This is a genomic window from Sanguibacteroides sp. AM78-02pH3A (genome assembly GCF_027666085.1).
Taxonomy (GTDB): domain Bacteria; phylum Bacteroidota; class Bacteroidia; order Bacteroidales; family Marinifilaceae; genus Gabonibacter; species Gabonibacter massiliensis.
The window spans coordinates 34,792-49,336 of sequence record NZ_JAQEHX010000006.1; the positions used below are offsets into that span (position 1 = coordinate 34,792).

General features: G+C 40.7%; 13 protein-coding genes and 2 tRNA genes. 3 read left to right on the top strand and 12 right to left on the bottom strand.

Features of this window, described 5'->3' with window-relative positions:
- Nucleotides 1-3 precede the first annotated feature (3 nt).
- Both PGR74_RS09970 and PGR74_RS09975 read right to left on the bottom strand, forming a co-directional pair.
- The gene (locus PGR74_RS09970; protein ID WP_041502736.1) at nt 4-792 is read right to left on the bottom strand and encodes an ABC transporter ATP-binding protein; all 789 of its coding nucleotides are present in this window, start codon (nt 790-792) and stop codon (nt 4-6) included.
- Nucleotides 792-1,529: an MlaE family ABC transporter permease gene (locus tag PGR74_RS09975; protein WP_181416495.1), complete on the bottom strand. Its 738-nt coding sequence runs from the start codon at nt 1,527-1,529 to the stop codon at nt 792-794. Before PGR74_RS09975 ends, PGR74_RS09970 begins: the two co-directional genes overlap by 1 nt.
- Before the next feature lie 135 nt (nt 1,530-1,664).
- Here PGR74_RS09975 and PGR74_RS09980 point away from each other — a divergent pair, with 135 nt between their 5' ends.
- The gene (locus PGR74_RS09980) at nt 1,665-2,741 is read left to right on the top strand and encodes a mannose-1-phosphate guanylyltransferase (protein WP_041502735.1); all 1,077 of its coding nucleotides are present in this window, start codon (nt 1,665-1,667) and stop codon (nt 2,739-2,741) included.
- A 9-nt stretch (nt 2,742-2,750) separates the two neighbouring features.
- On the opposite strand, the gene PGR74_RS09985 is transcribed toward PGR74_RS09980, so the two are convergent.
- The 10 genes from PGR74_RS09985 to PGR74_RS10030 all read right to left on the bottom strand — a co-directional run bounded on the left by PGR74_RS09985 (nt 2,751) and on the right by PGR74_RS10030 (nt 14,051).
- A complete protein-coding gene (locus PGR74_RS09985; protein WP_041502734.1) occupies nt 2,751-4,001 on the bottom strand; it encodes a hemolysin family protein in 1,251 nt (416 codons plus the stop codon).
- Complete coding sequence (gene lptC / locus PGR74_RS09990) at nt 3,998-4,612, bottom strand: LPS export ABC transporter periplasmic protein LptC (protein WP_082027569.1); 615 nt, start codon at nt 4,610-4,612, stop codon at nt 3,998-4,000. The genes PGR74_RS09985 and lptC overlap by 4 nt, the downstream gene beginning before the upstream one ends.
- Nucleotides 4,578-5,906: a tetratricopeptide repeat protein gene (locus PGR74_RS09995; protein WP_041502733.1), complete on the bottom strand. Its 1,329-nt coding sequence runs from the start codon at nt 5,904-5,906 to the stop codon at nt 4,578-4,580. The genes lptC and PGR74_RS09995 overlap by 35 nt, the downstream gene beginning before the upstream one ends.
- A gap of 142 nt (nt 5,907-6,048) precedes the next feature.
- Entirely contained in the window at nt 6,049-6,777 is a 729-nt protein-coding gene (locus PGR74_RS10000; protein ID WP_041502732.1) for a type III pantothenate kinase, read from the bottom strand.
- 6 nt (nt 6,778-6,783) lie between these two features.
- Complete coding sequence (gene mfd / locus PGR74_RS10005; RefSeq protein WP_270517052.1) at nt 6,784-10,089, bottom strand: transcription-repair coupling factor; 3,306 nt, start codon at nt 10,087-10,089, stop codon at nt 6,784-6,786.
- Between the two features lie 173 nt (nt 10,090-10,262).
- Nucleotides 10,263-11,312 (bottom strand): tRNA preQ1(34) S-adenosylmethionine ribosyltransferase-isomerase QueA, encoded by a 1,050-nt coding sequence (queA, locus tag PGR74_RS10010; protein WP_041502731.1) that lies wholly within the window; start codon nt 11,310-11,312, stop codon nt 10,263-10,265.
- Nucleotides 11,313-11,350: 38 nt separating this feature from the next.
- On the bottom strand, nt 11,351-12,070 hold the full coding sequence (gene truB / locus PGR74_RS10015; protein ID WP_052634455.1) for a tRNA pseudouridine(55) synthase TruB: 720 nt from the start codon (nt 12,068-12,070) through the stop codon (nt 11,351-11,353).
- Nucleotides 12,067-12,852, bottom strand: coding sequence for an undecaprenyl-diphosphate phosphatase (locus PGR74_RS10020; RefSeq protein WP_041502730.1), 786 nt, complete (start codon nt 12,850-12,852; stop codon nt 12,067-12,069). Before PGR74_RS10020 ends, truB begins: the two co-directional genes overlap by 4 nt.
- Before the next feature lie 67 nt (nt 12,853-12,919).
- Nucleotides 12,920-13,174: a DUF3098 domain-containing protein gene (locus PGR74_RS10025; protein ID WP_041502729.1), complete on the bottom strand. Its 255-nt coding sequence runs from the start codon at nt 13,172-13,174 to the stop codon at nt 12,920-12,922.
- A gap of 10 nt (nt 13,175-13,184) precedes the next feature.
- Nucleotides 13,185-14,051 carry a cell division protein FtsX gene (locus PGR74_RS10030; protein WP_041502728.1) on the bottom strand — a complete coding sequence of 289 codons (867 nt, stop codon included), beginning with the start codon at nt 14,049-14,051 and terminating at the stop codon, nt 13,185-13,187.
- A 314-nt stretch (nt 14,052-14,365) separates the two neighbouring features.
- Between PGR74_RS10030 and PGR74_RS10035 the strand changes: the two genes are divergently transcribed.
- Nucleotides 14,366-14,438 (top strand) — tRNA-Gly (locus PGR74_RS10035).
- A 17-nt stretch (nt 14,439-14,455) separates the two neighbouring features.
- Nucleotides 14,456-14,543 (top strand) — tRNA-Leu (locus PGR74_RS10040).
- The last annotated feature ends 2 nt before the right edge of the window (nt 14,544-14,545 follow it).

A 14,545-nucleotide genomic window follows, 5' to 3' on the forward strand; every position in this document is an offset into this window, starting at 1 on the left:
ACGCTATACCTTATCTTTAGGTTTTGACTCCCCACGATCCTCCCATTTTTCTTTTATCAATTGATTAAATTTCGAAGTAAACAAAAATTCATTCAAAGCTTTGTTAGTAGCATTCATTATCTCCGCGTTATTGCCCTCCCACTCTTTTTTCCCTTCATGAATGAATAGAATGTTCTCGCCTATTTCAAACACGGAATTCATATCATGAGTATTAATAATCGTCGTCATTTGATATTCGTGAGTCAATTCCGATAATAAATTATCGATAACAATAGAGGTTAAAGGATCCAAACCCGAGTTGGGCTCATCACAAAACAAATACTTCGGCTGCATGACAATCGCCCGGGCAATAGCAACCCTTTTTTTCATTCCTCCACTTATCTCTGCCGGATATAATTTTCCCACGTTATCCAAATTAACGCGGTTCAAACAAAACAAGGCTCGTTCCTCTTTTTCCTTCTCACTCATACGAGAAAAAAGATTCAACGGAAATTTTACATTTTCCAAAACGGAAAGAGAATCGAACAAGGCTCCCCCCTGAAATACGACCCCCAATTCCTCTCTGATCTTCTTTACCTGTTTCGTATCCATAGAGGTAATATCACGATCGTCATACAGGATCCGACCGGAATCGATCGGATGTAAACCGATCAAAGACTTTAACAATACCGTTTTACCGGAACCGCTTTTCCCAATAATCAAATTGACCTTCCCCTCTTCAAAAACGGCATTGATATCCGACAATACAACTTTCTTATCAAATGATTTATATACATGTTCAACCCGAATCATTACAATAAGATTTTAGTTAATATCAAATTAAAGACTAATATCGCAATACTGCTATCCACAACGGCTTTCGTGCTTGCACGTCCGACTTCCAAAGCCCCTCCCTGAACATTATAACCGTAAAATGCAGGAATAGAAGTAAAAATAACCGCAAAAAACAGGGTTTTTATAATCGAATAAGTCACATAATACGGGTTAAACGAAAAATGCAACCCATGAATATAATCATCATAATTCACGACTCCCGACGCCAACCCGGAAAGGATTCCACCGATAATACCGACGAACACGCTAAACACGTATAAGACCGGGTTGATAACCAAAGCGGCCGCAATCTTAGGACCGACCAAATAAGAAACGGAATTTACCCCCATGGATTCCAGCGCTTCTATCTGTTCCGTAATCTTCATACTACCGATCTCCGAAGCAATATTGCTACCGATCTTTCCTGCCAGAATCAAACTTACAATGGTCGAAGAAAACTCCAACAACAACGTTTCACGCGTCAAATAACCGATCAAATAACGGGGTAAAAGCGGGCTTGACATATTATATGCCGTTTGTAACGTCAATACAGCTCCAATAAAAAAGGAAATAATCATTACCAATACGATCGAGTTCAAACCCAATTTTTCAAATTCATTGAGCAACTCCTTTAAATAAACTCGTTTTTTTTCAGGCTTTGTGAATATTTTCCCCAGAAATAGTATATAAGCTCCTAACCGATCTAAAATTTTCATCAATACTAACTTCTTTATTAATACCCGTCTCCAATCCTTTCTCCAAATTTTATCGTAAAAATAGAAATTATTCACGGATTTATTACTAATTTCGACAACAATAAGAGGAATTAAATTTCAAAACTTCGATTGAATATGAATAAAAACTCGTACTGCGTAATCATGGCAGGTGGACTCGGAAAACGATTCTGGCCAGTCAGCAACAAGGCTTGTCCAAAACAGTTTTGCGACATCATGAATACAGGTAAAAGTTTTCTGAGACAAACTTTTGAACGAGCAAATCAAATTTTCGACCTACAGAATATCATTATCGTTACAGGAACGGCCTACGAGGGCATCACAAAAGAACAAATACCGGAAATTCCGACCGAAAATATCTTAAAAGAGCCTTTCGGCAAGAATACCGCCCCCTGCATAGCCTATGCCGCCTATAAGATCGCGAGAACAAACCCCGAAGCCTCGATGGTAGTCGTCCCCTCCGACCATTTTATATTCAACGACAAAGAATACATCGACAACATCACGAAGGGTCTGGATTTTGTCGAACAATACGGAGGATTGCTTACCATCGGAATAAAACCGACCCGACCGGAAACCGGTTACGGATATATCCAAATCAAAAAAAACAGAATCACGGAATACGTTTCCAAAGTCAAGACTTTCACGGAAAAACCGGATAAAGAATTGGCAAAAGTATTTATGGAGTCAGGTGATTTCCTTTGGAACGCGGGTATTTTTATTTGGAAAGTAAAAGAAATTATCAACGAATTTAAAAATCATTTGGAAGATCTTTACCTTCTGTTCGAGAATGAATATAAAAATGCAGAAAAGCCCGATTCCGCCGAAAACATATCTCATATTTACAGCCAAAGTCCAAATGTATCCATCGACTTCGGCATCATGGAAAAATCTTCTAAAGTTTATGTGATCAAAGGTGAATTTGGCTGGTCGGACGTCGGAACATGGCACTCGTTTCACGAAATAAGTCCCAAGGACGAAAATCAAAATGTAAGTAATAATGGAAACGTACTTTTTATCGACTCCAAGGAGTGTATCGTGTGCGTTCCTCACCAGAAAAAAGTAATCGTAGAGGGTATTGATAATTGCATCATCGCGGAACAAAACGATTACCTTATGATTTGTACCCGGGAGCATGAAAACAACATCAGACACTTTGAAGATATGTTGAAACAAAAAGGAGCTTTAAAATAAAGCTCCTTTTCATATCATAACTTTAACCTCTTCAATACGTGCACTTTTTACCTGCAATATTTCAAAAGTAATTCCTTCAACGACAACTTGCTCTCCTTCATTCGGAATATCTTCATTATAATACAATATTAATCCGGCCAATGTTTCGTATTCTTCACTTTCAGGAAGATCCAGATTGTATTTCTCGTTCAGATAATCGACCTCCAGACGGCCGGAAAAAAGATATTCGTTAGGTGCCAGCACCTCTTCCTTCAGGTTTAGATGATCATGTTCGTCCTCGATCTCCCCGAAAATCTCCTCCATGATATCCTCTATCGTCACCATTCCTGCCGTTACCCCGAACTCATCAACCACGGCAGCTACACTTTTTTGTTCTTTCGTGAAAAGATTCAGCAAACGTAAAGCCGACATGGTTTCCGGGACGATCAAAATCTTACTGACAGCCTTAACAATCGTCTCCGGATGATGGAAAAGGGCCGATGAATGTACATATCCTATAACATTATCTATACTATCCTTATAAATCAAAATACGAGAAAAACCCGTCTGCACAAAGAGATCTCTCAATTCATCCAAACTTCCGTCCAACGGTAAGGCCACGATATCCGTACGGGGAACCATACATTCCCTTAACTTTACTTCGGAAAAGTCCAAAGCATTCCGGAACAGCTTTATATCATGTTCATCTTCGTTTAACGTTCCCGAAGCCTCTCCTTCTTCTATCAGGTTATTCAAATCAATCTTTCCAAAAGCTCTATCTTCCTCCTTGTGTGCCAATTTCTTTCCCGTGAAAACCCGCAACAACAATCCCCCGAACCAAACGGAAAAATAGGATATAGGAAAAAATAAGATGTAAAACAAAAAGACAGGTACGGCAAAAATACGTAAAAATAAATTGGGACGTAACCTGAAGACAACCTTAGGCAAGAACTCCGCAACGGCCAACATGATCAAAGTCGAAATTAACGTGACGGCAAACATTCGGAATCCTAAAGAGATGCCTATTTGTTCCAAACGGGGATCCAAATAATCCGACATGAAAATACCGTAAATAACCATGACCACGTTATTTCCGACCAGAATCGTGGTAATATACATTCCGGAATTAGATACAAACAAATCGATAAGTGTTTGGGTAATCCCCTTATTGGATTTGTCAATCTCGATACGTAATTTATTGGATGCCACGAAGGCTATTTCCATCCCGGAAAAAAAAGCGGACAGTAGCAAACAAGTTATTATGGCAACAAAAACGGTCATTTAGTTTGATTTTCTGATTCGGCTATTTTACCCGTAACATTCTTAAATTGTGGATTATTCAATTGCTGATCCGACTCAAATCCGTTATTTCCCTCTATCATCTGTTCCCCGGAAGTAAAACGTGTGTATCGATCGGTATAAAGAAACTCTTTTTTCATATCCCAATATAACAACTCCGTTTCCAATTTTTTCCCCTCGGAATTCACTACAACTACCTCATTACGAATCTCCCATAACATCTCATCTTCTAATTTTTTCGCGTATTTCGACACCAGGGAACCCACTTCGTTTCCCTCCTTATCATACAATATAGCGTGTATACCTTTCGGAAATTCATCGTATTTCTGCCCCTCTTTATTGTATTTATCATACACGGGTGTAATCACTTTATATTTAATGCGGGCAGAGTCCGAATAGAGCAATGTAAGATTTTCTCCCGACATTTCCGGTCTATCAGTCCGACTTACAATCCGATCGATCTCTTTTTGGTCTGTTTTACAAGAAAAAAGCATTACCGTCCCTAAAATAAGGACGGTAACGCTTTGTATTTTCCATACATGATGAAACAAAACCACACTATTCTTTATTAAATCTTGCGACCGTATTTTCATTTATCCAACCTCCGATTTTAACCGTGTCCCCACTCTTTATAGAGTTGAAAAAAGCCTCTCCAGAGGTAGGGAAATAAACCGAATAGGTTTTTATCAACTCATCCGCCTCTGTCAAAACCTCAGGGTCCACTTGTTTGGCTTTAATAAATTTATCTACTGCAGCCCAAAAAACGGTATGCTGTTCAAAATCATCCTGACTATAACCTTTACTTCCGAAAACATAAGCTTTTCCTATAAGAATATATGCCTTTCCGGAATTCGGGTTTATCTTCAACACTTCCTGAGCGTATTTTTTGGCTTGAGGAAAATTCTTTGTCGTTAAATAAAGCTGGGACAACATCATATAAATATTCTCCTTCTCTTCGACATTCTCGGCTTTATCTATCGCCTCTTTAAAATATCGTTCGGCCTTCTCTATATCGCGCTTGCCCAAAAACATAACGGCCAAACCATAAGCCGCATCGGAAGAGGGCTCTAACTGATATATTGTCTCGGCAACGGTTGTATAGATCGGAAGATCCGTACACTCACGTCTTCTCAACAGAGAAGAAATACTCTTCAATTCGTCCAAATTGGTTTTATTCGCTTCATATCTCGCCGTCAACAAACCAGCTAAAGTTTCACAATTCGCTAAACCGGAAGCAAAGAAGAAGGCATCTAAGTTTTTTTGACATTTCTCGAAATTCTCACCGATTTTTCCGCCTCCCAAAATGTTCTCCTTAGCAAGCCGGGATAAATCGTCATACAAGTGCAACACCTCATCGGCCGAAAGTTGCTCCTCCTTAGCCAGTTCACAAGCCGTACACATCAACCGATCAACGACATCCGGAAGAGAAGCGTTTCCTTTCATCTCCACGGATTTCAGCAAATAATTATACGCTTGCTTCCTGTTTTCCACTCCCTGATCTCCATAGCGAAGCAAAGCCAAACCTTTACGTCCTAAAATATATCCTTCTCCCGCTTTGGGATCGTCCCCGAAATACTTTATACGTTGATCGTAAATCATCATCAATGTATCCAAATACTCTTTCTTTTGAGTACTTTTATACATATATTCTATAATATCTTCTCCCCGCACGTAAGTATTCTGTTGAAATGCCGGAGCATTAAGAAACACGTATCTCCAGGCAGGCAACGCCTCCTTGAAATTCTTCTGTCTCCATAATTCCGTATAAATTGAAGCATTATACAACGTTTGTATACTATCTTTCCCAAATTTTGATTCACTTTGGGCTTTTAAACCGCCAACGGTAAGTATACATATCCCAAACGCTAATACAGCAATTCTTTTCATATGATCCCTCTATTTTTAAGTTTAAATTAAGAAACAATTTGCTTTTATATTCCCCTAAATAATTTCATCCCGGGCAAATTTACCATTATTTTTTTTAAAAGTAAAGGCTTCAACGACTTTTTCTATATGCATATTTTAATTATTATCTCCTCTTTTGAAATTCTAACATCTGATTTAATCCCACAATTACTAATTTTTCATCAAAAAAAACTTCCCGCTTTAAAGACTTTTTTAAGAAATGACTGGCTCCTCCCGTAAGGATAACTATTGCCTCCGGATTTTCGCGACGCAATTCATCTATGTAACCACGTACTTCAAAAAGTATACCATTCATGACTCCGTCCAATATGGCCCCCGGAGTATTTTTTCCTATATATTCATACGTATCGGACCCTTCGACCAAAGGAAGGCTTAACGTGAATTCATTCAACGCACGAAAACGGATTTGCATGCCCGGGGAAATATTACCCCCCAGAAACACACCTTCCCCATTCATAAAGTCGAAAGTAATGGCTGTTCCCATATCGACAACCAGTATATCTTTACCCGGAAATAAAAAAGCGGCGGCAACACATCCGGCAATACGATCTATTCCCAACGTTTGAGGAGTATCATATCCTAAACGAATGGGCAACGCCATGAGCGGATTAGCTTCACAAAAAAAAGTTGCGATATCGCTTAGACAAGCTCTTAATCCTGTCGATATCGCCCCGGTACTGGCCATAATTACATTAACCTCTTCTCCTCTTTTCCGCCAGCAGAGAGCTTTCTCGTACAATTCAGGGACTCCCGTCCCACTCTCGACAAAAAGATTATCTTCGAATACGGCATATTTGGTCCGCGTATTTCCTATGTCAACAACCAGATTCATTTCATATTAATTTTTCTCCGTAAATTCTTCCATGGCCTTTGTTATCCCGGATACCCGCCCAATATTTTCAATACCCGTAAACACGAGTGTCAATTTATCGTTTCGTTCACTCATTTTACAAGGAACAACCTGTTTTTGTACAAACTTCAAAACGGCCGTAAAAATAGCAGAAGCGTAATAAGAAGAATGCTGATCGCCGATAAAATAAGCCACCATCTTACCGTTTTTAACCAATAAACGTTCTATTCCCAAGTTCACGCACCTTCTCCGGATTCGGACCACCTCCATCAAAGCCTCAACTTGTACCGGAATCTCTCCGAAACGATCCCGCAATTCAATTTCAAATCGCTGTAACGTATTCTCATCCGTGATATTATCCAACTCCCTGTATAAACGAATCCGTTCGCTTACATTCTCCACGTAAGCTTCAGGAATCAAAATCTCAAAATCCGTATCGATAACACAATCCACCGAAAAATACTCGTTATTTTCCGATTTTCTTTCTTCCAATTCCGGAAATTCTTCATCCCTCAACTCCAACAAAGCTTCATTCAATATCCGTTGATAGGTCTCGTAACCGATCTCGGCAATAAATCCGGACTGCTCTCCACCTAAAATATTGCCGGCACCGCGAATATCCAAATCTTGCATCGCAATATTAAAACCACTCCCGAGTCCGCTATAATCCTCTATCGCCTTCAAGCGTCGTCTGGCATCTTGATTGATCAATTCCAACGGAGGAGTCAACAAATAACAGAATGCCTTCCGGTTAGAACGCCCCACCCGTCCCCTCAATTGATGCAGATCACTCAATCCGTAATTTTGTGCCTGATTGATAATCATGGTGTTGGCATTAGGAATATCCAAACCGGATTCCACAATAGTCGTAGCTATCAATACATCATAATCTCCCCGTATAAAATCATGCATCACGGTTTCCAAATCCTCTCCGTTCATCTGCCCGTGGGCCACACAGCTCTTCACTCCCGGAATCAGACGATGAATCAGGTATTGAATCTCCCGGATATTCTCCACCCGGTTATGAATGAAAAATACCTGTCCGCCACGTGCCAGTTCATAAGAGATCGCCTCTTTTATAACTTTTTCATCAAAACGATGCAATTCGGTAACAATAGGATAGCGATTGGGAGGCGGCGTCCGGATAATCGACATATCTCTTGCTCCCATCAAAGAGAATTGCAAGGTCCGGGGAATTGGCGTTGCCGTCATGGTAATCGTATCGACATTCAATTTCAAATGTTTCAGCCTCTCTTTTACGGCCACCCCGAATTTCTGCTCTTCATCAATAATCAATAGCCCCAAATCCTTAAAATGCACATCGGAGCTCGTTAAACGATGAGTCCCGATGATAATATCTACTTTCCCCTCGCTTAACTCTCTCAGTACCCGTTTTATGTCGGAACTTTTTTTCATTCTACTGATATACTCCACCCGACAAGGCATCCCTGCAAGCCTTTTGATAAAAGTATTATAGTGCTGATAAGCTAAAACCGTAGTAGGTACCAAAACGGCCACCTGCTTACTATCCGCAACGGCTTTAAAAGCAGCTCTTATCGCCACCTCCGTCTTTCCGAAGCCGACATCTCCACACACCAACCGATCCATCACGTGCGGATTTTCCATATCTTCTTTTACGGCCTGAATCGCCTTCATCTGATCGGGGGTCTCCTCGTACATAAAGGAAGCTTCCATCTCTTCCTGCAAATAACTATCCTTAGAATAGGCAAAGGCCGATTCTTTACGACGTTTGGCATACAACGCTATCAGCTCCCGGGCAATATCTTTCACCCTGGATTTCGTTTTCTGCTTCAAACGGTTCCAAGCATCTCCCCCCAATTTATTGACAACCGGAGGAACACCGTCCTTTCCCTTATACTTAGAGATCTTATGTAAAGCGTGAAGGCTGACATACAATTCCGAATTATTTTTATAGACTAAACGTATGGCCTCCTGTTCACGGCCGTCGTTATTAATCTTGACCAACCCGCCGAACCGGCCGATCCCATGATCCACATGAACGACATAATCACCGGGATGTAAATTTTGCAATTCACTAATCGTAATAGATTCCCTCCCTTTTCTTATCTGTGTCGTTTTCAATCGATACTTATGATAACGATCAAAAATCTGGTGCTCCGTATATATGCAAATCCTCAATTGTACGTCACAAAACCCCTCGTGTATAGTCCCCTCCACGGACTTAAAATTTACGATATATCCCTTGTCCGAAAAAATATCCCGTAACCGTTGAAGCTGCATTTCATTATTTGAACAAACGCAAAGCGTGTATCCCTCTCGTTGTTTACTTTGCAAATGTTCCGCCAACAAATCGAATTGCTTGTTTACTGCCGGTTGTAATTCAGTCTCCATTCTCAGAACCTGCCCCCGAAAATAAAGATCCGATCCCCATTCAACAACCGGACACTTCCCGACCATTTGCAGGAGATCATCGGCAACAACCAACAAATCACCCGGATCATCCTGTTTTAATGTATTCAAACGATCACGGATCAAAAAAGTGTTTTTTAACCACCAAATCACTCCTTTCCCGAGGAATTCGGCCAACGTCCCGGATTTGCCGCCATCTACGGTCTCACTTAAATCCGGCACGAGCACGATACGTTCTATTTGTTGTTCCGAAAGTTGGGTCTCCACATCAAAATAACGAATACTCTCTACCTCGTCCCCGAAAAAATCCAAACGTACAGGACGCTCTTCCGCGAAAGAGTAGATATCGACAATACTCCCCCGTATTGAAAATTGTCCGGGTTCATATACAAAATCACTCCTTTCAAAATTATACTCCGAAAGCAGGTCTTCCAGAAAAGAGATCGACAACTTATCTCCTTTAGAAACAGGCATCGACATATCGGCTAAAACCTCTTTATTCACTACCTTTTCAGCCAATGCCTCCGTGTAAGTCACCACCCAACCGACCTGCTTATCCACCAACGCGTTTAACACCTCCGTCCGCACCAGAATCGAATCATTATCCTTATCCTCAAAATTACCGGAACGACGAAAGGAAGCAGGCAAAAAACGAAGTTTTTCTTCCCCCAAAAGAAATAACAGATCATTATAAAAATAGGCCGCCTCTTCCTTATCATTCAATACGAACAATTGTACTCCCTCGCTCTCTTTTCCAAGAACAGCCGCGATAAAAGAGAGTACCGAACCGACTCCATTTTCTATTTTCAATTTAACATCCGGACATTCATTCAAAGATTTTCGAATTTCGTCCACAACAGGATGTTTTTGAAATAACTGTAATAATTCTCTCGCTTCCAACATTATTTATTTTGAAAAGAGAGGGTGTTCCCATTCGTCAGGATGCACCCTCTCTTGTTTTTTCAAAAGATGTCTCAAAAATTTCCAGGAACGATCCTCTCGCCCAAAGCCTCCCTCCTCTTAATTAATTCATTGGCATAGAGTCGCCTGAAAAACGATTCTCGGACAATCTCATTTTACAGGATCAACATGGCATCCCCATAAGTTCCGAATCTATATTTTTCTTTAACAGCTTGATTATAAGCTTCCATAACAAAATCATAACCTCCGAAAGCTGCCACCATCATCAGTAAGGTCGAATAGGGCAGATGAAAATTAGATACAAAAGCATCGGGTACACTAAAATCATAAGGAGGAAAAATAAATTTATTCGTCCATCCGTCAAATTCCGTCAAACGACCCTTTGTCGTAACACAGCTTTCCAACGTTCTAACGACAGTAGTACCCACCGCACAAACCTTATGTTTTTCATCCTTGGCATCATTCACTATTTTCACCGTCTCGGACCCTACGATAATCTGTTCGGAATCCATCTTATGTTTTGTCAGATCCTCCACATCAACTTCCCGGAAATTCCCTAATCCGACATGCAGTGTGATATAAGCGAAATCGATTCCTTTGATCTCCATACGCTTCATCAACTCCCGGCTAAAATGCATCCCGGCTGTAGGAGCAGCGACCGCTCCCTCTTTTTTCGCAAAAATAGTCTGATAACGTACCGCATCTTCCGGTTCTACCTTTCGAGTGATAAAACGAGGTAACGGAGTCTCTCCTAAAGCATACAGTTCCTTCTTAAATTCATCATACTCCCCATCAAACAAAAAACGTAACGTTCTACCGCGGGAAGTCGTATTATCGATAACCTCGGCAACCATACTGTCATCTTCCCCGAAATACAATTTGTTCCCGATCCGGATTTTACGAGCAGGGTCTACCAAAACATCCCAAATCCGAAGATCCCGATTCAACTCTCTCAGCAAAAACACTTCGATCTCGGCTCCGGTTTTCTCCTTATTCCCATACAACCTCGCAGGAAATACCTTTGTATCGTTGAACACAAAAACATCTTTTTCTTCAAAATAATCAATAACATCCTTGAATACTTTATGTTCAATCTTTCCTGTTTTTCTATCCAATACCATTAACCTACTCTCGTCCCGATTCTGCATGGGATGTAATGCTATTAATTCCGTAGGCAACTTGTATTTAAATTTCGATAGTTTCATATGAGTAAACTAATTTATTATTTATCAAATTTTGAAAATCACAGCATTTCCTGCAACGTTTCAACTACTTCATTCATTTTACAAGCATCTTCCACTTTAAATCCGCCCACCCGGCTTCGCCGTAAAGCAGAAAGATACGAACCGCTTCCACAGGCCTGTCCTAAATCATGTGCCAACGAACGTATATATGTTCCTTTACTACACACGATTCTTAACTCAACCACGGGAAGTTCCATTTTCACAATCTCAATCTCCCGAATCGTCACCCGACGACTCTTCATCTCCACCTCGTCACCCTTACGGGCTTTCTCGTAAGCACGAACCCCATCTACTCGTACAGCGGAGAAAATCGGGGGATATTGCTCAATCTCACCGACAAAACGAGTAATGACCTCTTCCATCAACATACGGTTCACATGCTCATACGTAAAGGTCCCGTTAAAAGATGTCTCCAGATCGTAAGAAGGAGTCGTGTGTCCGAAAGTTATCTCCGCAACATACTCTTTCTCTTCTCCCATGTATCTTTCGATCTCCTTCGTCTCCTTTCCAACGCATACGATCACGACCCCACTCGCCAACGGATCCAATGTCCCCGCATGCCCTACCTTTATCTTACCGAATTTCTTTTTCAAACAGATCCGAACCTTATTCACCACGTCAAAAGAGGTCCAACGCAAAGGCTTATCGATCACGATTACAGCTCCCGCCTGAAAATCTCCTTCTTCTCGAAATCGAATCTTACTCCAAACTTCTGTCATCCCAACACAATTGTCAATATTCCCACAATAGCACAATAAATGGCGAACCAAATCAATTTTCCTCTCTTTACAATGCTTATCATCCACTTACAAGCGATACATCCGGAAACAAAAGCAGCGATAAACCCGACAATCAAAGATACAACAGGTACACCGTCGCCGGAAGAAAAATCCCCCTTTACCAAATCCAGCATAGCTTCTCCCAAAATGGGTATCAAAACCATCAAAAAAGAAAATTTGGCAACAATCTCTTTTTTATTCCCCAACAATATACCCGTCGCTATCGTCGAACCGGAACGGGATAATCCAGGCAATACGGCACACGCTTGTGCCAAACCTATCACAAAAGCGTCCTTATAAGAGATATTGGCTTTCTCCCGAGGTTTGGCGTAGTAGGCAAAAGTCAACAGCAACGCGGTCACTAACAACATACAACCCACGATCAACAAGCCCGAACCGAATATCTCTTCTACAAAATCCTTAAAACAAAACCCCACAATCGCCACCGGAATCATCGATATAAATATTTTCAACACGTAAGCCATCTCGTCATTATACCTGAAACTAAAAAATCCCCGGAACAAAACAGAAACCTCTTTCCACAAGATCACAATCGTACTGCATACGGTCGCCGCATGAACCGCAACGGCAAACGTCAGATTCTTTTCAGCCTCAACTCCAAATAATGCACCGAAAATTTGTAAATGTCCGGAACTGCTTACAGGTAAAAATTCTGTTAATCCTTGAATTATACCGAGCGCCAATGCTTCAAACCACTCCATAAATCTATATTAAATTGAGAACGGGAAAATTCCTATAACATCTCTTCGTCCTACCTCAATACTACATCTATTTCTCCTCTTTTTTAGGTTTACGCATAATGCCCCAGAACACGAAACCGAAACCGAATAAAACAACCATCGGGGCTAAGGTAATTCTCCTAAAACTAAAAATGTCATAGTTAAAAGTATCCGGAGAATCAGATCCGCCTCCCATCATCAATAAAAATCCGAGCACGACAATCCCGAAACCGATCAAAATAAATTTATAGTTACTCTTGGGTATCGGGAAACCATCCTTCTTTTCTTTCAAATCATTTACCATATATCTTTTTTTATGTATACAATTCATTTAAATCCCTGTTCAAATATCGATGAACAGAATACCAAGCCGATATAAACGATAAAAACATACCGCAAAGAACGACAAACGCCACCATAACAACGATCGTATCCCGATGTATAATATTCATCACCCTTCCTATATTCTCTTGTAGAAAAAATATAGCACCCAACAGCACCAAGTTCGCGATCATAGCTCCGAAGAACCCCCTCCACATGCTGTCATACACGAACGGCTTGCAAATAAAGAAAGATTTTGCCCCTACTAACTGCATCGTCTTTATTAAAAAACGCTGTGAATACACAGCCAGATGTATCGTATTCCGGATCAAGGTAAACGATATCAACATCAGAACGGCCCCGACAATCAAAAAGAATACGCTTATCCGACGAATATTCTCATTGATACTTTGTATCATCGACTTCTGGTAATAAACATCATGAATGATATCGAATTTGGCCAATCCTTTTTCGACCATCGCCAAAGAATCGTTATTCGCGTAAGCCGGATTCAATTTAATCTCGATAGAAGGCAAAAGCGGATTCGCACCTAATATAGCTTCGAAATCCTCTCCCATCTCTTTCTTGAAAGCAGCAGCAGCCTGCTCTTTCGTTATATATTGAGAAGAATAAGTATAGGGACGGGTATCCAAGATTTTTTGCACCCGCTTAATTTCAGCTTCGTTTGTATTATCCTTAATTATGACAACGAAACCGATATTACGTTTAACATGATCCGACACCATGCGGGCATTCAATAGAATAAATACGAGAGCACCCACGACCACGAGCACCAAAGCAATACTGATCGTAGAAACAAAGTATGATCCTTTTACCCTTCTACTTCCTGTATGAGACATCTCTTTTCTTTAAAAAACACGACAAATATAATCATTCTAAACCCGAGAACAATCATTTCAATAAAAAAAACAAAAAAAACGGCCTCTAAATCCGTTCAATAACTACATGAGAAACAGAATTTAATATATAAAACCGAAATAATTCCTTATATTTTTAAGAGAATTCGTTTGTACGATAGAAAAAATGCCCTATATTTGCGTTCGCATTTGCGAAAACAGCTCAGTTGGTAGAGCATAACCTTGCCCAAAGCGAAGCGTCATCGATGCAACCTTGGTAAGGTTTAAAGATGCCAAAAGTGTTATTGATTATATTTGCGAAAATAGCTCAGTTGGTAGAGCATAACCTTGCCAAGGTTAGGGTCGCGGGTTCGAGTCCCGTTTTTCGCTCGTTCTTTTTCAATGTTGCTCGAGTGGTGGAATCGGTAGACACGCGGGACTTAAAATCCCGTGGCCATTGCGGCTGTGCGGGTTCAAGTCCCGCCTCGAGTACCACA